This window comes from Phyllobacterium myrsinacearum, assembly GCF_014138285.1.
Classification (GTDB): Bacteria; Pseudomonadota; Alphaproteobacteria; order Rhizobiales; family Rhizobiaceae; genus Phyllobacterium; species Phyllobacterium myrsinacearum_A.
In genome coordinates this window covers 15,138-37,123 of the sequence record NZ_JACGXN010000003.1, presented here as the reverse complement: position 1 = coordinate 37,123, position 21,986 = coordinate 15,138, and the positions used below count along the sequence as shown (strand labels likewise).

The following is a 21,986-nucleotide window of genomic DNA, read 5'->3' as shown; positions in this document are numbered from 1 at the left end:
GGGACAGCGGCCGGAAAAGTTACCTCACGGCCTGTTTCGTCGATGCCTTTTCAGCTCTCAGTTCCTCGATTGACCGCACTGCACGACTGGCAACGCCTTTCCATTCACGTGTTGCCACGGTCTTGTGACGCAGACGCTCTTTTGCATCGTCAACCGCATGGGCGTATTGCGGCAGCCACTGGGCCTGAGCAACGATCATTTCATCGACCATCTGCCAGACTTCTTCCGGCGTACACACAGCGCCAACCAGAGGATCATGCAGAACGGCGAGTTTCAGGAGATCAATATCGCCGCTGACGGCAGCATGGACGGCCATTCGTTGCACATTGATGGACGAAATGCAGGTTGCAGCGCATGCTTCCGGCAATGTGATGCCCGAGACCATATTGATGCCGAACCGGTCAACGAAACCCGGTGATTCAATAACCGCGTCGGCCGGAAGATTGGTGATAATTCCGGTATTGCGGGTATTGAAATGACCGCGATAGACGCGCCCGGTTTCCAGGGCTTCCAGAATGTGGCTTGCATGTTCATTGGAACGGCGTGCCGGATCGATAGGCTTGGCAGCCGCTTCGAGGAATTGCGGGAACTCGGTTTCAAACCAGTTCCTTGTTTCGGTCGAATACCTGAGATAGCCCCCCGTCTCGCCATGAATCCAGTCGGACATATCGATCCATTTGGTGATTTCGTCGGGACGCTTGCGATACCATGGCAGATACTCCGAGAGATGACCGTTGCTTTCCGTGGAATAGACGCCGAAACGCTTCAGAACATCAATGCGCAGCTTTTCCTGTTGTGAAAAGACAGGATGCGCCTCGAATGCGGAGATGAGCTCAGCCTTGCCAATCCTGCGGCCACGCAGGCGTATATCAACGAACCATGTCTGATGATTGATGCCCGAGCAGATATAGTCGAGTTCGTCCTTGGACTTGGCACCAAGAATTTCAGCGATCTGCTCGGCGCCGTGCTGAACTCCATGGCAAAGTCCTATGGTGTCGACCTTGCCATATTCTATGGCTGCCCAGGTGTTCATGGCCATGGGATTCGCATAGTTGAGGAATTTTGCGCCGGGTTCCGCGACCTCGCGGATGTCCTTGCAGAAGTCAAGAATAACAGGAATGTTGCGCTGTCCATAAAGGATGCCGCCGGCACAGATCGTATCACCCACACATTGATCAATGCCGTATTTCAAAGGAATACGAATATCGTCCGCATAGGCTTCGAGCCCGCCAACCCGTACACAATTGATGATGTAGCGGGCGCCTTCTATGGCCTTGCGCCGGTTCGTTGTGGCGGTGACCTGTGTCGGAAGGTTATTGGCTTCGACAATGCGATCAAGAATGGCCTTGATCATTTTGAGGTTATGCTCGCTGACGTCAGTCAGGGCAAATTCAATATCCCTGAACTCTGGCACGCAAAGAATGTCAGTGAACAGCTTTTTTGTGAAACCCACACTGCCCGCGCCAATGATGGCGATTTTGAAACTGCTCATGGTTCCCTCAAATTGCAAGTCTTCGAGACAGATTGAAGCAATAGGGCAGGGGGAGCTTTGGCGGCGAGACACCAAGCTTTGCAAAGATCAGGATTTCCTGCCTTTTCCTCTGCGATATTCCTCGCGCACAGTTCGTCTGCTGTCCTTGACCGTTATTATGCGTATATTCGCGAGAGCGAATAGAGAGGGATTATGCTTTTGAGGGTAATTTTGTGCTGCAGAAACTGATCGACACCGGGCATACCATGAAGACGGTTTCCCTGCCGCGGGGCCGCCATACGCTGCACACCATGCCGACCAGCACCGGTTATGAAGTTCGCCGCGATGAAATCTATGATTGGGACGGCCGCAAGCGGGGCCAGACCCCCTTTACTGTCCTGCAGCACACGATCAGCGGCACAGGCACCCTGCGCTATGAAAATCGGAATTACAGGGTGCGCCAAGGTGAAACCTTGCTTGTACTTGTGCCACATAACCATCGTTATTGGCTGGAGAAAGGTGACCACTGGGAGTATTTCTGGATTTCCATGAACGGAGAGGAAGCGCTCCGCATTCACCGTTCGGTTCTCGTGGCCCAAGGCCCGGTTTTGAGGTTACCGAGCGAGACAATAGAGCATCTGGCTGATTGTAGTCTGCGCCTGATTATGGATGCAGAAACTGCTGGGCGAGCCTCGGCCATCGCCTATGAGGCTGCTATGGCGCTCTATGATGGTGTCTTTGGGTCTCATCCCGTTGATCAGCACGAAAAAACGATCATGCAGCCCGTCATTGATCACATCAGCACCAATCTCGACAAACCGCTTCCCGTTGATGAACTTGCAAGCGTGTCCGGGTTGAGCCGCGCGCATTTCTCTCGCGTATTTGCCGAATGCGAGGGGCTGCCACCTGCAGAGTTTGTTCTGCAAAAACGAATGCAAAGAGCAACCAAGCTCCTGACCAACGCCGCGTTTCTCCCGGTCAAGGAAGTGGCGATCATGACCGGTTTTGATGATGCCAATTACTTTTCGAAAGTGTTTCGGCGGGTATACGGTGCCAGCCCCACCGAGTTTCGAACAACAGGAATGTATGCAAGCATTTCCAATCGGATTCCGGATCCGGATGAGAAATAGTTGCTGCTTTGAGATTCGCCTTTCCTGATATTCTAAATTGGTCGCATCGATGGACGGCGATTTTCATCGCCAGTGTCGTCTCAGACGCCTTTGAACAGGCTGCCGGCTGCAAGCACGATAAAGGCAATCAGCAACAACCAGTAGCTGTAAGCGCCAAGAACACCCGCTGCTATTCCAATGACCGGAAGCGCCGATAACACAGCCAGTATAACCGCGATTATAAACACTATCTTTGTTGGTGCGCTTAGTTGCATAGGACTTCTCCTTTTTGAAACCATCACCTCGTGGATTATACCATAGGTTGTGGAAACGCGGAAAAAAACACAAAGAGCGTCAAAAGAGGAATGATTGCGTCGAATATTCTTAATGCAACAATGCAGTTGTCGCGATTAGGCATGGCCCTAAAACAAAAGGCCCAACGCGGGAGGAGGTGCGTTGGGCCTTGATTGTAAATGCAACAGGGAGGAGGTTGTTGCATCAAGCGTTAGGATTTCTGGGAGGAAAGAACCTAACAATCACAAGATAGCATCGCTCAAATTTAGGGCAACATACAAAGTTGCATATTAGCTATGCAAATTGTCGCATTGTTGTCTGAGTGAGAATCGAGATGCCGCATTCTAGGAATGCCGCAGATAACCTCCTGCAACTCCCGACGGAGACAGGACAGTTTGCCAAAGCTGTATCTGGCGAGCCCGGAAACATCCTGCCATACACAGGAGATAGTATCGCCACATCCGATAGAAGCGCTCGCCATACTGGGATGCGAATTGTGGCCACGCTGCTTCAAATCGGGCATGCCAAGCCAGCAATGTCTTATCGTAGTCGGCGCCGAAATTATGGACGTCCTCGATGACAAAGCGGCCGTCCACACTGGTGGAAATCTCACTCAGGGAGGGCAGTTCGCCATTAGGGAAGATATAACGATCAAACCAGGGGTCTATGACATTGCGGGTGCGTTTTCTTCCAATCGTGTGCAGCAGGAACAATCCGTCGTCGACCAGACTACGTTTGCACGCATCGAAAAAAGCACCGTAGTTCTTGTGACCAACATGCTCAAACATACCAATCGACGCTATGCGATCAAACTTTTCATCGCCGTTCGGATTGAACGAACGATAGTCCGCCAAGCGAAACTCGACCGGCAATCCGCTAAGCTTCTGACGAGCAAACTCCGCTTGCTCTTTGGATATAGTCAATCCGACACAGGAAACGCCGTAGTTTTCAGCGGCAAACTGCATAAGGCTGCCCCAGCCGCAGCCAATGTCCAGAAGACGCATGCCGGGTTGAAGGCCAAGCTTACGGCAAACAAGATCGAGCTTGGCAGCCTGTGCGTCCTCGAGATTATTGGCCACGTTCCAATAGCCGCAGGAATAGGTCATGCGGCTATCAAGCATTTCTGAAAAGAGATCATTGCCGACGTCGTAATGCGCCTTTCCGACTTGCCAGGACCGTCTGCTGCTTTGCAGGTTGAGCAAACGTGCCTTTAACGTCTGCAACACATCCTTTGCCGTGACATGCTCTGTCAGATTGGCCTGGAATATCCGTTCAAAGAAGATGTCCAGCGCCGCACAGTCCCACCATCCATCCATGTAGCTTTCGCCGAGCCCCAGACTGCCTTGTGCCAGAATACGGCTAGCGGCTCTGTCATCGTTGATGTGAATATCCCAAGGAGCGTCGCCGTTGATTCTGATCCCGGCACGACCGAGGAGATTGCCCAGCGTCCCGATAGCGGAAGACTTTTTGCCGCCGGGTGTTGCCGGGCGGGGCGCTGCTTTGCGTTTCGATTCCTCATCCAAGTCAAGGTCCATGCTTGCTCCCGGGCCGGTGGTTTGCTTGTGCCTTCGATCACCGGCCTTCAAGGTTATATGAGCAGTATGGAGGACGAAATGTCAAAACGTTCGTAGGATTGTGCATTCCCTGGCGATCCTTGAAAATCGCGTTATGCGCCGTGACCTTGATTAATGGAACTGATGCTCGAACGATCGATTAATGCCGATATCCATAGCTCTACGCATTGATGGATATCTCTTGTTCCGCTCTGGTGATCATTGAAACGTAACGAGGTGTCGGCTGAAAAATAATCGGCACTGATCGGACCACCACATGACGACTTTGAGATGGAACCTCAAGAGCATGTCCAAGTGGTGGAAATGAAAGCAAAGCGGCGGATAAACGAAAGTAGTCGCGGCGAGATCCGGCAAACCTTGCTGATCTCGCCGCATCAAATTTCTACTCTTCAATATCGACGTCTTCGAACAGGTTGCCGCCAAACGGGTCAACCCGGAAGTCTTTGACCTTTGCACTCACGGGCTGCTGCACGATCTGATGCGCAATCGTCAGCCATGGTGCCTGCTCTTTGAATACAACTTGCGCTTGTTCGTAAAGCTTTGTCCGCTCGGTCTGGTCTGTCGTCAATTTGGCCGCCTGGATCAGTTTCTCAAAATCCTGATTGCACCAGTTGGCACGATTGCCGCTGCCGATGGCCTGACAACCGAGAAGGGCTGCAAGGAAATTATCCGGATCAGCAATCCCACCGGTCCAGCCGAGAATAACGGCGCCATCCCGCTCCTTCTCGAGCGATCGTTTCAGATATTCGGTCCAGTCATAGGAAACGATGTCAACTTTGATGCCGACTTTCGCCAGATCGGATTGCATCATTTCAGCGGCGCGGCGCGCGTTCGGCATATAGGGACGCTGAACGGGCATCGCCCATATCTTCATCGAAAGATCGGTTACGCCCGCTTCAGTGAGCAGCTTTCGCGATTGTTCAGGATCATATGGGTCATCCTTGACCGCCTTGTTGTAGGACCAGACGCCGGGGGGGACGGCATTGACGGCGACAATTCCGCTGGAGCCATAGATTGCATCGATGATCGCCTGCTTGTTGACGGCCATATTGATGGCTTTTCTCACACGAACATCGTCGAAGGGCTTGGTCAATGTATTGTAGGCCAGGAATGCAACATTCAAGCCTTCCTTTTGCAGGACATTGATGGAAGGGTCTGCCTTCATCTCCGCAAGATCTGCCGGGTTTGGATAAGCCATCACGTGGCATTCACCAGCTTTCAGTTTCTGGTACCGGACCGCGGCGTCAGGGGTTACTGCGATCAGCAGATCATCGATCTTTTGCTTGCCACCCCAATAATCCGGATTGGCTTGAAAGCGGATAACGGTATCCGGCTGATAATCGACAAATTGATAGGGTCCGGTTCCGATGGGAAACTGACTAAACTGATCCTGCTTGCCCTCTGCCAGAAGCTTGTCCGCGTATTCCTTGGACTGAATAACCGCAAATGTAAGAGACAGGGAGGCGACCATCGTCGCTTCCGGCCGGGTAAGCACAAACTTGACGGTATGCTCGTCGATTTTTTCTATCTTATCGATCAGACTTGGAAAGGAGTAGGAGTTGTATTGCGGCCAGACCCCCTTGCCATTGTAGGGGTTGGCTTTGTTTCCTTGACGATCAAACGTAAAAATAACGTCATCGGCATTGAAATCCCGCGTTGGCGTAAAATAACTGGTTGTCTGAAATTTCACGCCTTTACGAAGGTGAAACGTATACTCTTTTCCATCCGCAGAAATATCCCAGCTCTCGGCAAGTCCCGGTTCCAGTTCAGTCGAGCCGCGTTTGATTTTGACGAGACCGTTGGAAACATTGCGCGCCGAGGCATCGTAGGTTGCGCCAGATGTGGTTGCTGCCGCATCGAAACCGTCCGGTGCAGCCTCCGAGCAATAGATCAATGTCTTCGCAGAGGCGCTGGTCAATGCCGGACCGCTGAAAGCGATTGCAAGGATGGTCGCTGAAAGAATTTTCTCGTAACGTTTCATATGGTCCTGTCTCTTTCTGGAATCGGATGGGTGCAGATAGGGGATCAGAACTTATTGACGAGGGATTTGGTCAATGCAACACAAAGATGTTCATTGAACGCTTGTACCGGCAAGTGGAATCATTGAATTCAACACCTCTTGTCAGAAATAGAGAACACGATGGACATTGTTGAGAGATTCCTGAGCTACACGCGCATCAATACCACCACAGTACCGGGAGCCGGACATCTGCCATCAAGTCCGGGACAATCCGTACTGGCGCGCTTGCTGGCCGGTGAATTGCGCGAACTCGGGCTGAATGTCGAGGAACGGGATCATTCGATTGTGGTGGGCACACTGCTGTCGAATGTACAGGACAAGAGCCGCAAAATTCCCACTGTTGCCTGGGTCGCCCACCTGGACACCAGCAATGAGTACTCCACAGATACGCATGCTCGGATCGTTTCCTACAATGGTGGCGACATCGTGCTGAACGAGGAACTCAATGTGGTTCTGCGGTCCAGCGAATTTCCCGAACTGGCGCGTTATGCTGGTGACCGGATCATCGTCACGGATGGAACAAGTCTGCTCGGTGCCGACAACAAATCTGCCATTGCCGAAATCATGCACGCTATACAGACGCTTCAGACAAATCCGCAGATCGAGCATGGCGACGTAAAGGTTGTCTTCGTCCCGGATGAGGAAATCGGGCTTCTGGGTGCCAAGGCACTTGACGTGACGACCCTCAACGCGGATTTCGCCTATACGCTGGATTGCTGCGAGATTGGCGAAATTGTCTTTGAGAACTGGAATGCCGGGGAATTTCACATAACATTTCGCGGGCAGACCGCCCACCCGATGTCTGCCAAGGGAAAACTGCGCAATGCGGTGCTTTTCGCCCAGCAGTTCATCGCGATGCTGCCGGCGGGAGAGCGGCCTGAATATACGGAAAACCGCGAAGGTTACTATTGGGTGAAATCCGTCCACGGTACCGTGGCCGAGGCGCGGATCGTTCTTGACATCCGTGACTTTACACAGGGTGGTTTTGAGCATCGCCGTCAATTCGTTGAAACTCTTGTGGAGAGTTTCAACCGCCTCCAAGGCACTCAGACTGTCGTATCCACCTATCAGCCCATGTATCGCAACGTTGCTGAGGGCCTGCAAGGTTCCAATCGCTATGCCGTCGACCTGGCGCTGGAAGCCATGAAGGCAATCGGTGTGGAACCTAAATCTATTCCCATGCGTGGTGGCTACGATGGAGCGGTGCTTTCGGAAAAAGGATTGCCGTGCCCCAATCTTTTCTGCGGAGCCCACAACTTTCATTCAATCTATGAGTTTCTACCGGTAAACTCGCTCAACAAGGCTTCCGAGATGGTTGTCGAAATCTTGCGCCGTACGGCCAAACCGGCGCTTGATTAACTTATGTATTCCACGTGCGTCTGGCTTCGTCGTGCAACATGATGCCGATACGCAAGTAAGAGACCGTTTCAAATCTGGTGCTATCATCCCTTCAGGGAGCTTGGCTTCCCATCCGCAAATCGGTGTACCTGAAATGACCAATACCGCGCTTTACGAAATCCATGACCAACGCTTTGGAGCCCTTATCGCGGGGAGCGCAGCGCTGGAGGAATTGTACTCGTCCTGTCGCTGGGCTGAAGGACCAGTGTGGTTCAATGACAGCAATAGCCTTTTGTGGAGCGATATCCCCAACCAGCGCATGTTGCGCTGGGTGCCGGACGGTGGCGTCTCTGTTTTCCGATCACTGTCCAATTTTACCAACGGCAATACACGAGACCGGCAAGGTCGCCTTGTGTCCTGCGAACATGGTACGCGCCGGGTTACAAGAACAGAAGTGGACGGAACCATCACCGTTCTGGCCGATCACTATCTTGGCAGACGGCTGAATTCTCCCAATGATGTCGTTGTCCATTCGAGTGGCTCGGTTTGGTTCACCGATCCGACCTATGGGATTCTCACCGATTATGAGGGCTATAAATCCGACCCCGAACAGCCGTCACGCAATGTCTATCGGCTGGATCCTGTGAGTGGTGACATATCCGCCGTGGTGACCGATTTCCTTCAGCCTAACGGCCTGGTTTTTTCGCCAGATGAAAGCCTGCTCTATATCGCGGATTCCGGCGCAAGCCATACGGACGGCGCGCCGAGACATATCCGCGTCTTTGACGTTGTGGACGGAAAAACCTTGCGCAACGGCCGCGTCTTTGCCCATATCGATAACGGAATTCCCGATGGTATGCGGGTCGATACGGATGGCAATCTTTGGTCAAGTGCCGCTGATGGCATTCATTGCTTTGGTGTGGACGGTGTACTGCTCGGCAAAATAAAAATCCCGCAGACCGTTTCGAATCTTACCTTTGGCGGGCCTCGGCGCAACCGGCTGTTTATCACGGCAACACAGTCACTCTACGCGATCTATGTGACGACAAGCGGTGCCCAACATCCCTGAGGCCTGCATTATGGGGAGAGGGTGCGCTCCCCATAGGCAAGTTTTGTCGCATAGCGGCTTAAGTCTTCTGGCCAGTCAGTGATGCGTGCGGCGAATGATTCCCTATCACCGGCAAACAATGCACGGATTGCTTCTTCGAAGTACGGTAAATTGCCGGCCATGGCCGACATGAAGTGATAAGCTGCTTCCTGTGCCGCACGGGATTTCTGCTCGCCTCCGCCGGCCTTCCTGGCTTCATCTACGAGTCGCCTCAAAACAACCGATGCGCCGCCACTTTGCGTTGCAAGCCAGTCCCAATGCCGTGGCAACAGGGTGACTTCACGTGCGATCACCCCCAGTTTTGGCCGGCCCCGTCCACGCGGCGTGGTTTCCACTAAATCGGATGCTGTCTCCTTTGTTGGTTGAGGCGGGCTGGATTGATCGCTGGCTGTCGTTGATGATTGCAACAGTCTGGCGATGATATCCGCCTTGGTTCCGCGCAGATCAAAATCTATGGCCCGTCCGGTCGCATCATCGAAGACAAGGAGGGGCTGTGTCGTGCGCGTTGCTTCAGATGCGTTCTTCACTGCCAATGCCACCTCAATCAAGGGCCCAGAGGACAGGATACGATTGCCGTCGAAGGCGGTGCAGGGTTTTGAAAGATAGTCAGTCATGGTGCGGAACTCGTTATTGATGAGTATTTTATATCCGGGTTAAAATCGAATAGTCAATATCATCCGGGTAATAAATTGACTGTAGTCGGATTTTTTGCTAACTGACCTGCAACTTTGAAACTGCGCTATGATTGGAATTGCGAATGAAGACCGAGGAGCGGAAGGCTGCGACAGCGGCCTATAAAGAAAGAAAACTGGTGACCGGAATTTATGCCGTCCGCTGCCTTGTTTCCGGTAACGTATGGATTGGCCAAAGCCCCAATCTGGATACGATCCAGAATCGGTTGTGGTTCACACTCCGCCTTGGCAATCATCCTTGCCGTGGATTGCAGTCGGCTTGGAATGATCATGGTGCGGAAGAATTTACATTTGAAGCGCTTGAACGTCTGGGTGATGAAGATCTCGTTTATGTGCGCGATACACTGCTCAAGGAACGTGTACGCTACTGGCGCTCGTCGCTTGACGGGTTTGCCATTTGACAGTCAGTGGTATTCACCGAATCTACAAGCGAAGGGCCTGACGCAGGGGGGCATTGCTGGCAGCTTTGTAGTCAAGGTCGGCTTCAATATGATCGATATGGTGGAGGATGGTGCTGGCAGCTTTTTTACCATCCCGGGCGATCAGTGCGTCGAGAATATCCGCATGTTCCGATCGGGCGCAGCTTGACGCGCCGGATTGTCCATACAGCGCGATAACGAGAGATGACCGGGCAATCAGTTCCCGCATGAAACGCTCAAGGATCTGATTTCCGGCAACGGCAGCGAGCATGAGGTGATAGTCGCCGGAGGCCTTGATCGCGGCCCGACGCGCACTTGGGCCCCGTTCGACCAGCAATCTTTCTTCTTCTTTCAGATGAGCCTGAAATGCCTTGACATCTGCATTTGTCATCCGTTCTGCGGCACGCTGGGCGATTTCAGGCTCGATCACACGACGGGATTCAAAGATCTGCCGGGCTTCCTCGGGTGTTGGGTAGGCGACAAACGCGCCGCGATTGCGCTCGATCTTGACCAGTCCTTCGAAGGCAAGCATCTGCAGCGCAGCGCGCACGACTGTACGGCTGACATCGAACAATTCACCCACTTCGGTTTCGACAAGCTTTGTACCCGGTGCAAGCCTCCGTTCGACGATAGCGTTGTGAAGCGCCTCACGAATAAGTTGCGAACGGTCGTCTGGCGTATCATCACGCATCGGGAATGTATCAGTTTCTGGCTTCATCGTTTCCTGCCTTCCAAATCCCTTTTAGCGTGATTTCCAGGCAAGACCAGCCTCCAATATTGCACCCGATGGAAATTCAGATTGCATACAATTTGATCTTGGATTGAAAACATTGAACATAAATTGTGCAATGCAGCATTGTCGATCACATATCAGCATTCACACTGTATTCATTGGGGTAAAGATTCCAAAGGCTTAGGAGAAAGTCTGGCAATTGGCACGGTACATGCAGAGCTCTTATGGGCACATAAGGGAAAGCTGCATGAGCAAAGCCGCCGAAATTGATATCGTCTCTGTTTCGAAAATTTACGGTACGACAACGGCTGTCGATACGATCAGTTTGAAAATCCCTGCGGGAACCTATTGCTGTCTTCTCGGTCCTTCCGGTTGTGGCAAGACGTCAACGCTACGCATGATTGCTGGGCACGAAACAATTTCCAGCGGGGATATCCGCCTCGGCAACACTGTCGTGACAGATTTTCCACCGGCCAAACGCGGCACCGCGATGATGTTTCAATCCTATGCCCTGTTTCCACATCTCGATCTCGTCGACAATGTTGGGTTCAGCCTGAAAATGAAAGGCGTTGCCAGGGATGAACGCCGCACCAAAGCATTGGCAATGCTGACGTTGATGCAGATGGAGGCGTATGCGAGCCGCCGTCCAGCGCAACTCTCCGGCGGACAGCAGCAACGGGTTGCACTCGCGCGTGCCCTCATCACCGATCCAGAAGCCCTCCTGCTCGATGAGCCCCTGTCTGCGCTTGATCCGTTTCTCAAGATACGCATGCGCGCAGAGCTCAAAAAGTTGCAGACGAGCCTTGGTATAACCTTTGTCCATGTCACCCACAGTCAGGAAGAGGCCATGGCGCTCGCCGATCTGATCGTGGTCATGAACGATGGCAGGATAGAGCAGGCGGCGCATCCGCGCGCCGTTTTCGAACGCCCGGCGACCGCTTTTGTCGCACGCTTCATGGGAGACCATAATGTCATTTCTGGCCGCGTAACGAAAAGCGTCGGCGGTCTTGTCAGTTTTGATATTCCCGGCGGCATTTCCTTAAGCGCTGCGGGCAAGGCGGAAGCCGGAGCGCCACTCGACATCGGCATCCGCACTGACCGTGTTCGTATCAGTGACAACCCCGCTCCAGGTTTTGGATTCACCGGTATTGTTTCCAACATCGAGTATCGCGGTGCATCGGTCAAAATCTCCGTAACCGGTGCCGGCATTGATGATTTCACCGTCATCACCAGCGATCAGGCTTTCTTTGAAAACCCTGTTTCCGTGGGCGAAGCCATCCCGCTCGCCTGGGACATTAATGACGCCATCATTCTTGGCCGTCTGGACTCCTGAACCAAACAATCAACAAAAAGGGGAACTGAACATGACCGATAAAACGAAGAACAAGACAGGATTGAATCGCCGCACGTTTCTGAAGACGGGTGCCGCCGCAGCGGGTCTGGTTGCAGGATCCGGTGCCATCACTGGTTTTCCCACCATCTGGGCACAGAACATCAAGAATGTAACCCTGCGCCAATTCGGAACAGGTGTATCCAATCTCAATGACGTAGCCAACAAGGTAAAGGAAGATCTGGGCTTTACGCTACAGATGACAGCGCTGGATTCCGATGCCGTAACCCAACGAGCCGTAACCCAGCCTGACAGCTACGACATTGCCGATATCGAGTACTGGATCGCCAAGAAAGTTTTCCCGGCGGGTGTGATGCAGCCGATGGACGTGTCGAAAATGAAATATTTCGACAAGATTGCTCCGCTCTTCATAACAGGCAAGCTGACGCCGGAAAGTAAGATCGCTCAGGGTACCGCGCCTCATACAGTCGGCTTTGTCGAGAGTGCGGAGTCAACAAAGTTTGCCGCTGAGCCTACCAAGTGGATGACGCTGATCCCGACTATCTACAACGCCGATACGCTTGGAATCCGGCCTGACTTGGTCGGCCGAGACATTATCAGCTGGGCCGATATCATGGATCCGGCGTTCAAGGGCAAGGCGTCCATCATCAACATTCCATCTATTGGAATCATGGACGCCGCCATGATCTGCGAGTCCATGGGCACCATCAAATACGGTGACAAGGGCAACATGACGAAGGCTGAGATTGACCAGACTGTCGCCTTTCTTATCAAGGCAAAAACAGACGGCCAGTTCCGCTCATTCTGGAAGACATTTGACGAGAGCGTGAATCTTATGGCGTCCGGTGAAGTGGTCATCCAGTCCATGTGGTCACCGGCTGTTGCTGCCGTTCGCTCCAAAGGCATTGCCTGTAAATATCAGCCGCTCAAAGAAGGCTATCGTGCCTGGGGCGGCGGTCTGGGTCTCGCCAAGCACTTGAGCGGTATCGAGCTCGATGCTGCTTACGAGTACATCAACTGGTATCTGTCCGGTTGGGTGGGCGCTTATCTCAATCGCCAGGGTTATTACTCCGCAGCGCCCGAAACCGCGAAGAACTTCATGACAGCGGACGAATGGGGTTACTGGATGCAAGGCAAGGCAGCGGTCGGTGACATCGTTGCTCCCGATGGCAAGGTTATGGAAAAGGCAGGCGCAATCCGTGATGGCGGCGCTTTTGAGGCCCGCATGGGCGCCGTTGCCTGCTGGAATTCAGTGATGGATGAAGACCGCTACATGGTCCGAAAATGGAATGAATTCATCGCCGCCTGATATGCCGGTCCGGCCGCCCTTTTCTCCAGAAAGGGCGGTCCGTTCATCCAGAGGAATGTTCCATGACAGCAACAGCAGCAGATATTTCTGCGGACGCAAAGAATGAGTCGGACAAGCCCGCCAGACCGCGTCGCAGCGTATGGCGCAGGACAAACCATATGCTTGTTTCCTACCTTCAGGCGATGCCGCTGGCACTTGTTCTTGGCCTTTTTCTGCTCTTGCCCATCCTAACAATCGTCATGGTCAGTTTCTGGGATTATGACTCCGTGCGCATCTATCCGGATTTTGTCACGTTCAATTACACCGAGACACTCGGCTCATGGGTGACATGGAAGATTTATCTGAACACGTTCAAGTTCACACTGATCGTCTGGCTGCTTACCTTGTTCATCGGCTTCTGGGTGGCTTATTTCCTCGCCTTTCATATCCGCTCTACCACCATGCAGATGGTACTGTTTCTTGTCTGTACCGTGCCGTTTCTCACCTCCAACATCATCCGGATGATTTCGTGGGTACCATTTCTCGGACGCAACGGACTGATCAATTCATCCCTGATCGAGCTTGGCATTGTTCCAAAGCCGCTCGAGTTTCTGCTGTTCTCGGAATTCGCAGTCGTCCTTGCCATGGTGCATCTCTACACGCTCTTCATGGTTACGCCGATCTTCAATACGCTGATGCGCATCGACCGTTCATTGATTGAAGCGGCACGCGATGCCGGCGCATCGGGTTTTCAGATTCTCACGAACGTGATCATACCTCTGGCCAAGCCGGGTATTGCCATCGGTTCGATTTTCGTCGTTACCCTGGTTATGAGTGATTTTATCACTGTTCGCTTCATGTCGGGCGGGCAAAGCGCGTCTGTTGGTCTGATGATGGCGAACCAGATATCACTCCTGCAATATCCCGCAGCTGCCGCCAACGCGGTCATTCTCCTGATTGTTGTGCTGCTGATTGTCGCCGCGATCCTGCGCGTCGTCGATATTCGCAAGGAGCTTTGAAATGCACACAGAAAAACGCTCGCGCGAATTCTACATTCTTGCCTTCTTTTTCGCACTGTTCGTGCTGTTCCTTTACGGACCGCTTTCGACGATCTTCATCCTTTCATTCCAGGGGCCATCCGGCGGTTTGACCTTTCCGATGAACGGCGTGTCGATGCACTGGTTCGCCAATCTCTTTGAACAGCAAGCGGTGGGTGACTTTGGCGGGTCATTCCGGCGATCCATGATCTTGGGGCTGATGACCACTGCGATTACCGTTGTGGTTTCGCTGTTGGCCGGTCTTGCCTTTCGGCGCCGGTTCAGGGGATCGACGTTCCTTTTCTATCTCGCGATTTCCAGCCTCGTGGTGCCCTCAATCCTGATCAGCCTTGGCATCGGGCTCTTCTTTCAGGTGCTTGGGATACGGCCCGCATGGTGGTCATCGGGCCTCGGGGCACATCTGACGTGGACGCTGCCGTTTGGTGTGCTGATCATGTTTGCTGTGTTCAATCGCTTTTCCCCGGCCTATGAGGAAGCAGCACGGGATCTCGGTGCAAATGCCTGGCAGACCTTTCGTTATGTCGTGCTCCCGATGATTGCTCCGAGCCTCATAGGTGTAGGGTTGTTTGGCTTTACACTCTCCTATGATGAATTTGCCCGTACGCTCATGGCAGCTGGTACCTTCAACACCTTGCCGCTCGAGATTTACGGAATGACCACCAACGTTACGACGCCTGTGCTCTACGCGCTGGGCACGGTTACATCGGTCTTCTCGTTCCTGATCATTCTTGTTGCCCTGTCCGCCATCATTATCGTCGGTCGTCGCCGTGCACGCATCGGATAAACAGCGAATGCATATTCTTCTCGTCAATCCCAATACGACGGCCAGCATGACCGCCTTGATCGAGGACGCTGCGCAATCGGTCGCCGGACTTGCAACGCTCGTCAGCGCACGGACGTCGCGTATGGGCCCGGTATCGATCGAAGGTTATTATGACGAGGCGTTTGCGGTTCCCGGCATGCTGCTGGAAATCGCCGAAGGAGAACGAGCGGGCGCCGACGCAGCAATTATCGCCTGCTTCGATGATACGGGGCTTGATGCGGCGCGGGCCATGGCTTCGATCCCCGTGCTCGGCATTTGTGAGGCAGCTGTGGCCACCGCTGCCCTCATAGCACAGCGGTTTTCAATTGTGACTACGCTGGAGCGATCAGTCATGCCGGTAAAAGGCTTGGTGCATCGTTACGGAATGGCAGAGCGCGCCACGGTTCGTGCGGCTGATATTCCAGTATTATCTCTGGATGATCCTTCATCCGAGGCTCTGACCAAATTGCGTATGGAAATCGAAAGGGCGCTGCGGGATGATCAGGCCGAGGCCATTGTCCTCGGTTGTGCTGGAATGGCTGATCTTGCCCGTCAGTTGCAGGATGAATATGGCGTGCCCGTTGTTGACGGGGTAAGCGCAGCGGTCAAACTCGCTGAATGTCTGGTAACGCTCGGATTGCGAACGAGCAAACGCGGTGGTTATGCGGCGCCGTTGACCAAGCCCTATCTTGGAATGATGGCTCCGTTTGCACCCGTCTCGAATAAATAGTTTGCACGAGGCAAAAAATAATAGGGTATGCCGGGAATAAAACCGCGCGGGCTCCGTATACTTATTATGAAAACGCCGAAACCACGCTTTGATGTCGTTGGACAGCTTGGTTCTCTTCGCCGCTATGCCCGTTCCCTGACCCGGAATGACGCGGATGCGGAGGATCTTGTTCAGGATACGCTTCTGCGCGCCTATGAGCGCCGGGGCGGGTTTCGCCACGGCAATACATTGCGAGGCTGGCTTTTGTCCATCCTTCATAACCGCTTCATCGACATCAAAAGAGCAAGCGCGGCAGATGCTCGAACCATAGAAGCTGCTTATTCCCTGACCGAACCGACCATCGACGCACCGCAGGAGCATTCCGTTCGCCTTGCTCAGGTACGAGACGCATTTTTTGCTCTGCCGGAGGAGCAGAGATCGGCACTTCATCTCGTTGCGATCGAAGGTCTCTCTTACGAAGAAGCGGCAAGAACGTTGAACATCCCGATGGGGACCTTGATGTCGCGGATCGGCCGCGCCCGCACGATGCTTCGCGCGCAGGAATCTGAACGACAGCCTGATAAAGCCGGTCACCTGAAAATTGTAGGAGGTCGAGATGACCGAAGCGATTGATCCCGTCGTCGAGGCTGATCTCGATGCCTATATTGATGATCAGCTCGATACCCTGCGCCGGATTGAAGTTGCGCGTTACCTGTCCCAGCATCCCGAACAGGCTGCTCGTGTTATGTCCGACCTGCAGTCACGCGATGAACTGCGGCTAGCTCTGGTACAAGGGCATACGGCAGGCTCTCCCGATACTTCGGAACTCGCCCACCGCCTTGAACGCGGCTTGGCACGAGACCGATTGTTTGGCGGGCTGCAACGCGTGGCAGCGGTCGGTGTATTGCTGGCCCTGGGATGGATGGCACATGCGGGGTTTGGTCCTTTGACCGTCTCCAAAGTTGTGGCCGCCACACCGCCGCCCGCCTACGTCTCCGATGCCATCATGGCGCACAGGACGTCGTCGTTGCGTGCAGGAATGACATCGCAGCCGCAGACGCGCAGCTACGATCCTGCGGAGATACGCGCATCGACCGGGATCATCATGCCCACTATGCCCGACAAGTGGAGCGTGCGTGATGTGCAGCTGTTTCCGTCGAATTTCGGACCGAGTGTCGAAATGGAAGTCCGGTCCGACAGTCTTGGTCCGGTTTCTCTTTTTGCCGTTCGTCCCGGTACGTTTGATGTCGTCAAACCCAAAGCCGTCAGGGTGAATGATACCTCGGCGGCGTATTTTCAGATCGGCGATGTCGCCTATGCGCTTGTTTCAGATGCGGCAACAGCGGATCTCGAGAACGCTGCTCAACGCCTGGCCAAAACCCTTTACTGATCCAATGAACCGAAAGGAACGAAGTTTATGAATACACCTCTTCGCTATGGGATGGACACGGCCCGCGGCCAGTCATCTGCAGCATTTGACGAAGGTCTGCGCCAGCATATGCTGCGCATCTACAATTACATGGGCCTTGGTCTCGTCCTGACGGGTGTTGTTGCGTTTGTCGTCGCTTCCACACCGGCACTGTACGTGCCGATCTTTTCAACGCCGCTGAAATGGGTCGTGATGCTTGCTCCGCTGGCATTCGTCATGTTTTTCTCGTTCAAGATGCAGTCGATGTCAGCATCGTCGGCGCAAGCCATGTTCTGGGCGTTCTGCGGCGTCATGGGATTGTCGTTGGCATCCGTGTTCCTAGTTTTCACGGGAACGAGCATCGCCCGGACATTCTTCATCGCGGCAACCATGTTTGGCGCGACCAGTCTGTATGGTTACACAACCAAGCGTGACCTTTCGCAGTTCAGCTCATTTCTGATTATGGGCCTGATCGGCGTTGTCATCGCGAGCGTCGTCAATCTCTTCCTCGGCTCGTCGATGCTGCAATTTGTTGTATCGGTCGCCGGTGTTCTGGTGTTTATCGGTTTGACGGCATGGGACACGCAATCGATCAAGGAACAGTATGCTGAAAGTTTCGATTCTGAATCGCAACAGAAGCTTGCCGTCTTCGGTGCATTTTCGCTTTATCTGAATTTCGTCAATATCTTCCAGCTGCTGCTCAGCCTGACGGGGCAGCGCCAGGAGTAATCCGGCTGGATTAAAACGCCAACACTATCATTCAAACCCGTGCTGATCACACAGCACGGGTTTTTGTTGTTTGGGCTAAGATCAGAAAATCTGCTTCAGCACGAGTTCCAGTCCAAGCAGCAGCAGGCAGATCAGGAACCAGCGGCGGAATGTGGCAGGGCTGATGGCATTGCGAATCTTCTGACCGCACCACATGCCCAACAATGCTGGTGCCAAGGCAAGGGCCGATGTGCTCAGGCTGTCGAGTTGCAATGCACCACCGGAGGTCAACCCGATGGCCAGTGCAACAGTTGAAACGGTAAAGGACAGGCCCAGAGCCTGTATCAAATCATCCTTGGTTAAACCCAGAGACTGAAGATAGGGAACGGCCGGGATGACAAAAACTCCCGTTGCGCCTGTAATAACACCCGTGACGACGCCAACGAGAGGTGACAGGAAGGGTTCCAGATGTCTGGGAACAGACAGTTGGCGCGCGAAAAGGCTGAATCCCGCATAGATCATCAGGGCAGCGCCAAGACCCATCGTCGTCCATCCTGCCGTATCATTGGCCATAAGCCACGATCCAGCGATGGTCCCGAGCAGGATTGTGAGCATCATTGCCCAGAGACGCAATGCAAGAGCAGCAAAACTCGGCCCCGACAGAAGCTGCAGCACATTGGTGACGAATGATGGCACAAGCAGGAGCGCTGCCGCTCCAGCGGGCGGCATGATCGTGCCGAGAATGCCCATTGCCACGGTTGGCAAACCCATACCGGTTATCCCCTTGACGATTCCGGCAAGGAAGAAAGTGAGCACGATAAGGAGAAGGGAGGTTGAGGAAAGGTCAAACATACCCTCATCATTGCGCGGCAACATGGCACTCGCAATGCGGAAGAAACGTACTCTGCCTTAGGCTATGACGAAGGCTGATTGAATGGTACTAACGGTACATGCGTTTTGATCTCACAGATTTGCGGCTTTTTCTTCTGGTTGTGGAAGCTGGAAGCATTACGCATGGCGCAGCGCAGGCCAATATGACACTTCCCTCGGCCAGTGCCCGTCTTCGCGGCATGGAAGAGGTGATTGGCCTTCCCTTGCTTGAGCGGGGCCGGCGAGGTGTCGTGACAACGCCTGCAGGAGACGCGGTAGCCCATCACGCCCGTATTGTCCTGCGCCAGATCGAACAGATGCGCGGTGAGCTCAATGAATTCTCGAAAGGCTTGAAAAGTCAGATTCGCCTCATGGCGAATACCGCGGCGATGACAGAGTTCCTGCCGGAAAAACTTGCGCTTTTTCTTGCCAGCCGCCCCAACGTCGATGTTGATTTGAAGGAGCGCCTCAGCACGGAGATCGTCAAGGCAGTGGCCGGTGGATCTGCTGATATCGGTGTGATCACAGATGCCGTCGACCATGGAAATCTGGAACTGCGACCATTCGCGATTGACCGCCTCGTTCTCGTTGTTGCGCGCTCCAACCCGTGGGCGGATCACCGCCGCATGGCATTTGAGGATGTCGCGGAACAGGAATTTGTCGGATTGAGCGCTGGCAGTCCATTGCAGGATTATCTTGGCGATCACGCGGCGCGCGCTGGCCATACTCTCGCTTTCCGCATCCGTTTGCGGACCTTCGAGGGTATTTGCCGCATGGTTGCTCAAGGTGTTGGCGTGGGGATCGTTCCAGAGACTGCGGCCAGAAAATATCGCCGCACGATGCCAATTCATTCCATTCATTTGACCGACGGCTGGGCGACGAGGCATCTGGCGATCTGCGCAAACAAGTTTAACGATTTGCATCCCCATGCGCTTGAGTTGGCCAAACATCTGACAAACTTCAGCTGATTTGCCGAGCAGGGACCCTGCTTGATACCTGCTATTCACGGCATAGCGAGACGAAGGTCCTCGGATATGGTCAGGCGGATACCGATGTTCGTTGGCCGATTTGTCCAGCCCTTGAATTCGCGTCAATCAAACTTATGATCGAGAGATGCCTTCAGATCATTCGATTTTTCCATCACCTGAGCAAAAGACGGATACCGCTTCCGGGCAGAACGAGGTCCGCACCTTTCTGAAGGCTGATATAGTCGTCATCGGTGCCGGACAGGCGGGGCTCTCCTCCGCCTACCATCTGCAGCAGCTTGGCCTGAAACCCTGGAAGAATTACCTGGTTCTGGACAAGTCGCCGGGCGCTGGCGGAGCATGGCAGTATCGCTGGCCTTCCCTGACGTTGACGACAGTCAATCGGGTGCACGACCTGCCGGGGCTGCCTTTTTCCGAAGCCGTTGATGCGGGAGATGAAGTGAAAGCGTCGGTAGCCGTGCCGGAATATTACGCGGCCTATGAGCGGAGATTTGAACTACCGGTCTACCGGCCACAAACTGTGACTGTGGTCTGCGAGCGCGCCGGACGGTTCCGGATCGAAACCGATCAGGGCGGTTTTTCAGCTCGCGGTGTCATTAACGCAACCGGCACATGGGAAACGCCCTACATCCCGGCCTATCCGGGCGCTGATATATTCAAAGGCCAGCAACTTCACACGCGTGATTACCAAACGGCTGACGCGTTTGTCGGAAAGCATGTCGTTGTCGTCGGTGGCGGCATTTCTGCATTGCAATTGCTGGACGAGATATCGCGCGTTACGTCTACAACCTGGGTCACGAGACAGGAGCCGCAGTTTCGGGATCAGCCCTTTACATCAGAGGATGGGCGCGCGGCAGTTGCAATTGTTGAAGACAGGGTAAGGCGCGGGCTTGTGCCTGGCTCCGTTGTTTCCGTGACAGGCATACCATGGACCCCGGCGCTCAGGGCTGCGCAGGCGCGGGGCGTCCTGAAGCGTTTGCCGATGTTCGCCGAGATCACGGAGAGCGGCATACGATGGTCCGACGGTGAGGAACAGAAGGCTGATGTCATTCTCTGGTGTACGGGGTTTCGCAGCTCGCTTGATCATCTTGCTCCGCTGCAGATCCGCGAGGAGAATGGCGGCATTGTCATGTTCGGTAGATTGGCGACGCAGGTCGCTAAAGATCCCCGTATTCATCTGGTTGGCTACGGCCCTTCCGCCTCCACGATAGGCGCAAACCGTGCGGGTGGGGCGGCAGCACGGGAACTTGCCACCTATCTGGGCTTGCTTGAGGAATAGGTTATTCTTTGCCTGTTGATCCCGTGCTGCATCCTTCGAGAAACAGCGCGGCAGCCAGGGTAACACGCTCCTCGATTTCCCTGTCCTCGGGAACGCTGATGAGTCCCAATGTCGCGCTACGGAAAGGGTCCGCTGTCACCATGCTGAGCAGCATGGACGCGGCCATTGCCGGGTCGTCAAGCCTGATCAGTCCGCGTTTCTGTTGCTGCTCCAGAAACCGCGCAACCATCGCGGAGCTGCGTGCTGGACCTTCACGGTAGAAGGCTCTGGCCACCTCGGGAAAATTGAGCGCCTCTGCCGTTACAAGGCGATAGAATGCCACCGTCTGGTCGGAGAGAACGAGGTGGGCGAATTCGCTCAGGATATGCTCCAGCGCATGTTTCAACCCCAATTTGTCAAGCGACTCAGGGTGGATGGTGTGAAGGAAATCATCAACCCTTTCGGCGAGTTTTTCACTTCGCTCTGCAACAATGGCGGCCAGAAGCTCTGATTTTGTCGTCCAGAAGCGATAGATCGTCCGTTTGGCAACACCAGCTTGCCTCGCCACAGTTTCCATACGGGTTGCCGTATAGCCGTTCTCCAGCAGAACCTGAGTCGCAGTTTGCAGGATCAGATGACGGGTATCGGCGTCCGACCGGTTCTGTGGCCGGCCCCTCGGACGTTTGATTTCTCCCATTTTGTCGTCCTGATCTTCATCAATATCGCGTGTGTCCGTCGGTTTTGTCACCAGTGTTCTGCTTTCGGTCTTCAAAAATAGTTGCTTGAGCAT

General features: G+C 53.9%; 22 protein-coding genes. 14 read left to right on the top strand and 8 right to left on the bottom strand.

Annotated elements, in window-relative coordinates:
• Positions 1 to 19: 19 nt before the first annotated feature.
• The gene (locus tag FHW16_RS12510; protein WP_182549553.1) at positions 20 to 1,492 is read right to left on the bottom strand and encodes an alpha-glucosidase/alpha-galactosidase; all 1,473 of its coding nucleotides are present in this window, start codon (positions 1,490 to 1,492) and stop codon (positions 20 to 22) included.
• Between the two features lie 245 nt (positions 1,493 to 1,737).
• On the opposite strand from FHW16_RS12510, the gene FHW16_RS12505 reads away from it, so the two are divergent.
• Complete coding sequence (locus FHW16_RS12505) at positions 1,738 to 2,601, top strand: AraC family transcriptional regulator (protein WP_182549941.1); 864 nt, start codon at positions 1,738 to 1,740, stop codon at positions 2,599 to 2,601.
• 80 nt (positions 2,602 to 2,681) lie between these two features.
• Here FHW16_RS12505 and FHW16_RS12500 read toward each other — a convergent pair whose 3' ends face one another.
• The 3 genes from FHW16_RS12500 to FHW16_RS12490 all read right to left on the bottom strand — a co-directional run bounded on the left by FHW16_RS12500 (position 2,682) and on the right by FHW16_RS12490 (position 6,429).
• The gene (locus FHW16_RS12500; protein WP_182549552.1) at positions 2,682 to 2,855 is read right to left on the bottom strand and encodes a hypothetical protein; all 174 of its coding nucleotides are present in this window, start codon (positions 2,853 to 2,855) and stop codon (positions 2,682 to 2,684) included.
• A gap of 363 nt (positions 2,856 to 3,218) precedes the next feature.
• On the bottom strand, positions 3,219 to 4,409 hold the full coding sequence (gene cfa / locus FHW16_RS12495; RefSeq protein ID WP_182549551.1) for a cyclopropane fatty acyl phospholipid synthase: 1,191 nt from the start codon (positions 4,407 to 4,409) through the stop codon (positions 3,219 to 3,221).
• Positions 4,410 to 4,830: 421 nt separating this feature from the next.
• Positions 4,831 to 6,429: an ABC transporter substrate-binding protein gene (locus FHW16_RS12490; RefSeq protein ID WP_182549550.1), complete on the bottom strand. Its 1,599-nt coding sequence runs from the start codon at positions 6,427 to 6,429 to the stop codon at positions 4,831 to 4,833.
• A gap of 159 nt (positions 6,430 to 6,588) precedes the next feature.
• Between FHW16_RS12490 and pepT the strand changes: the two genes are divergently transcribed.
• On the top strand, positions 6,589 to 7,827 hold the full coding sequence (pepT, locus tag FHW16_RS12485; protein WP_182549549.1) for a peptidase T: 1,239 nt from the start codon (positions 6,589 to 6,591) through the stop codon (positions 7,825 to 7,827).
• A gap of 133 nt (positions 7,828 to 7,960) precedes the next feature.
• On the top strand, positions 7,961 to 8,875 hold the full coding sequence (locus FHW16_RS12480; RefSeq protein ID WP_182549548.1) for an SMP-30/gluconolactonase/LRE family protein: 915 nt from the start codon (positions 7,961 to 7,963) through the stop codon (positions 8,873 to 8,875).
• 8 nt (positions 8,876 to 8,883) lie between these two features.
• Here the strand turns inward: FHW16_RS12480 and FHW16_RS12475 are convergent, their stop codons facing one another.
• On the bottom strand, positions 8,884 to 9,528 hold the full coding sequence (locus FHW16_RS12475) for a DUF2239 family protein (protein ID WP_182549547.1): 645 nt from the start codon (positions 9,526 to 9,528) through the stop codon (positions 8,884 to 8,886).
• A gap of 143 nt (positions 9,529 to 9,671) precedes the next feature.
• On the opposite strand from FHW16_RS12475, the gene FHW16_RS12470 reads away from it, so the two are divergent.
• A complete protein-coding gene (locus FHW16_RS12470; RefSeq protein WP_182549546.1) occupies positions 9,672 to 10,007 on the top strand; it encodes a GIY-YIG nuclease family protein in 336 nt (111 codons plus the stop codon).
• Between the two features lie 22 nt (positions 10,008 to 10,029).
• On the opposite strand, the gene FHW16_RS12465 is transcribed toward FHW16_RS12470, so the two are convergent.
• Positions 10,030 to 10,743, bottom strand: a complete 714-nt coding sequence (locus tag FHW16_RS12465) for a GntR family transcriptional regulator (protein ID WP_182549545.1) — start codon at positions 10,741 to 10,743, stop codon at positions 10,030 to 10,032.
• Between the two features lie 262 nt (positions 10,744 to 11,005).
• Between FHW16_RS12465 and FHW16_RS12460 the strand changes: the two genes are divergently transcribed.
• The 8 genes from FHW16_RS12460 to FHW16_RS12425 all read left to right on the top strand — a co-directional run bounded on the left by FHW16_RS12460 (position 11,006) and on the right by FHW16_RS12425 (position 18,103).
• A complete protein-coding gene (locus FHW16_RS12460) occupies positions 11,006 to 12,091 on the top strand; it encodes an ABC transporter ATP-binding protein (RefSeq protein WP_182549544.1) in 1,086 nt (361 codons plus the stop codon).
• Between the two features lie 31 nt (positions 12,092 to 12,122).
• Positions 12,123 to 13,418 (top strand): ABC transporter substrate-binding protein, encoded by a 1,296-nt coding sequence (locus tag FHW16_RS12455; RefSeq protein WP_182549543.1) that lies wholly within the window; start codon positions 12,123 to 12,125, stop codon positions 13,416 to 13,418.
• A gap of 62 nt (positions 13,419 to 13,480) precedes the next feature.
• Positions 13,481 to 14,416: an ABC transporter permease gene (locus FHW16_RS12450; protein WP_182549542.1), complete on the top strand. Its 936-nt coding sequence runs from the start codon at positions 13,481 to 13,483 to the stop codon at positions 14,414 to 14,416.
• A gap of 1 nt (position 14,417) precedes the next feature.
• Positions 14,418 to 15,239 (top strand): ABC transporter permease, encoded by an 822-nt coding sequence (locus FHW16_RS12445; RefSeq protein WP_182549541.1) that lies wholly within the window; start codon positions 14,418 to 14,420, stop codon positions 15,237 to 15,239.
• A 7-nt stretch (positions 15,240 to 15,246) separates the two neighbouring features.
• Positions 15,247 to 15,987, top strand: coding sequence for an aspartate/glutamate racemase family protein (locus tag FHW16_RS12440; RefSeq protein ID WP_182549540.1), 741 nt, complete (start codon positions 15,247 to 15,249; stop codon positions 15,985 to 15,987).
• Between the two features lie 66 nt (positions 15,988 to 16,053).
• A complete protein-coding gene (locus FHW16_RS12435) occupies positions 16,054 to 16,599 on the top strand; it encodes a sigma-70 family RNA polymerase sigma factor (RefSeq protein ID WP_182549539.1) in 546 nt (181 codons plus the stop codon).
• Entirely contained in the window at positions 16,583 to 17,356 is a 774-nt protein-coding gene (locus tag FHW16_RS12430) for an anti-sigma factor family protein (RefSeq protein WP_182549538.1), read from the top strand. The genes FHW16_RS12435 and FHW16_RS12430 overlap by 17 nt, the downstream gene beginning before the upstream one ends.
• 27 nt (positions 17,357 to 17,383) lie before the next feature.
• Positions 17,384 to 18,103 (top strand): Bax inhibitor-1/YccA family protein, encoded by a 720-nt coding sequence (locus FHW16_RS12425; protein ID WP_182549537.1) that lies wholly within the window; start codon positions 17,384 to 17,386, stop codon positions 18,101 to 18,103.
• Between the two features lie 81 nt (positions 18,104 to 18,184).
• Here FHW16_RS12425 and FHW16_RS12420 read toward each other — a convergent pair whose 3' ends face one another.
• A complete protein-coding gene (locus tag FHW16_RS12420) occupies positions 18,185 to 18,934 on the bottom strand; it encodes a sulfite exporter TauE/SafE family protein (RefSeq protein WP_182549536.1) in 750 nt (249 codons plus the stop codon).
• A gap of 98 nt (positions 18,935 to 19,032) precedes the next feature.
• Here FHW16_RS12420 and FHW16_RS12415 point away from each other — a divergent pair, with 98 nt between their 5' ends.
• Together FHW16_RS12415 and FHW16_RS12410 are read left to right on the top strand one after the other, a co-directional pair.
• Entirely contained in the window at positions 19,033 to 19,920 is an 888-nt protein-coding gene (locus FHW16_RS12415) for a LysR family transcriptional regulator (RefSeq protein ID WP_182549535.1), read from the top strand.
• Positions 19,921 to 20,065: 145 nt separating this feature from the next.
• Entirely contained in the window at positions 20,066 to 21,217 is a 1,152-nt protein-coding gene (locus FHW16_RS12410) for an NAD(P)-binding domain-containing protein (RefSeq protein WP_182549534.1), read from the top strand.
• 1 nt (position 21,218) lies between these two features.
• Here the strand turns inward: FHW16_RS12410 and FHW16_RS12405 are convergent, their stop codons facing one another.
• Positions 21,219 to 21,944 (bottom strand): TetR/AcrR family transcriptional regulator C-terminal domain-containing protein, encoded by a 726-nt coding sequence (locus FHW16_RS12405; RefSeq protein ID WP_182549533.1) that lies wholly within the window; start codon positions 21,942 to 21,944, stop codon positions 21,219 to 21,221.
• Positions 21,945 to 21,986: the final 42 nt, after the last annotated feature.

What these genes read in the sequence shown, in the direction of transcription:
- FHW16_RS12510 (WP_182549553.1), bottom strand. Translation starts at nt 1,492, where the DNA reads ATGAGCAGTTTCAAAATCGCCATCATTGGCGCGGGCAGTGTGGGTTTC.
- FHW16_RS12505 (WP_182549941.1), top strand. Translation starts at nt 1,738, where the DNA reads ATGAAGACGGTTTCCCTGCCGCGGGGCCGCCATACGCTGCACACCATG.
- FHW16_RS12500 (WP_182549552.1), bottom strand. Translation starts at nt 2,855, where the DNA reads ATGCAACTAAGCGCACCAACAAAGATAGTGTTTATAATCGCGGTTATA.
- cfa (WP_182549551.1), bottom strand. Translation starts at nt 4,409, where the DNA reads ATGGACCTTGACTTGGATGAGGAATCGAAACGCAAAGCAGCGCCCCGC.
- FHW16_RS12490 (WP_182549550.1), bottom strand. Translation starts at nt 6,429, where the DNA reads ATGAAACGTTACGAGAAAATTCTTTCAGCGACCATCCTTGCAATCGCT.
- pepT (WP_182549549.1), top strand. Translation starts at nt 6,589, where the DNA reads ATGGACATTGTTGAGAGATTCCTGAGCTACACGCGCATCAATACCACC.
- FHW16_RS12480 (WP_182549548.1), top strand. Translation starts at nt 7,961, where the DNA reads ATGACCAATACCGCGCTTTACGAAATCCATGACCAACGCTTTGGAGCC.
- FHW16_RS12475 (WP_182549547.1), bottom strand. Translation starts at nt 9,528, where the DNA reads ATGACTGACTATCTTTCAAAACCCTGCACCGCCTTCGACGGCAATCGT.
- FHW16_RS12470 (WP_182549546.1), top strand. Translation starts at nt 9,672, where the DNA reads ATGAAGACCGAGGAGCGGAAGGCTGCGACAGCGGCCTATAAAGAAAGA.
- FHW16_RS12465 (WP_182549545.1), bottom strand. Translation starts at nt 10,743, where the DNA reads ATGAAGCCAGAAACTGATACATTCCCGATGCGTGATGATACGCCAGAC.
- FHW16_RS12460 (WP_182549544.1), top strand. Translation starts at nt 11,006, where the DNA reads ATGAGCAAAGCCGCCGAAATTGATATCGTCTCTGTTTCGAAAATTTAC.
- FHW16_RS12455 (WP_182549543.1), top strand. Translation starts at nt 12,123, where the DNA reads ATGACCGATAAAACGAAGAACAAGACAGGATTGAATCGCCGCACGTTT.
- FHW16_RS12450 (WP_182549542.1), top strand. Translation starts at nt 13,481, where the DNA reads ATGACAGCAACAGCAGCAGATATTTCTGCGGACGCAAAGAATGAGTCG.
- FHW16_RS12445 (WP_182549541.1), top strand. Translation starts at nt 14,418, where the DNA reads ATGCACACAGAAAAACGCTCGCGCGAATTCTACATTCTTGCCTTCTTT.
- FHW16_RS12440 (WP_182549540.1), top strand. Translation starts at nt 15,247, where the DNA reads ATGCATATTCTTCTCGTCAATCCCAATACGACGGCCAGCATGACCGCC.
- FHW16_RS12435 (WP_182549539.1), top strand. Translation starts at nt 16,054, where the DNA reads ATGAAAACGCCGAAACCACGCTTTGATGTCGTTGGACAGCTTGGTTCT.
- FHW16_RS12430 (WP_182549538.1), top strand. Translation starts at nt 16,583, where the DNA reads ATGACCGAAGCGATTGATCCCGTCGTCGAGGCTGATCTCGATGCCTAT.
- FHW16_RS12425 (WP_182549537.1), top strand. Translation starts at nt 17,384, where the DNA reads ATGAATACACCTCTTCGCTATGGGATGGACACGGCCCGCGGCCAGTCA.
- FHW16_RS12420 (WP_182549536.1), bottom strand. Translation starts at nt 18,934, where the DNA reads ATGTTTGACCTTTCCTCAACCTCCCTTCTCCTTATCGTGCTCACTTTC.
- FHW16_RS12415 (WP_182549535.1), top strand. Translation starts at nt 19,033, where the DNA reads ATGCGTTTTGATCTCACAGATTTGCGGCTTTTTCTTCTGGTTGTGGAA.
- FHW16_RS12410 (WP_182549534.1), top strand. Translation starts at nt 20,066, where the DNA reads ATGCCTTCAGATCATTCGATTTTTCCATCACCTGAGCAAAAGACGGAT.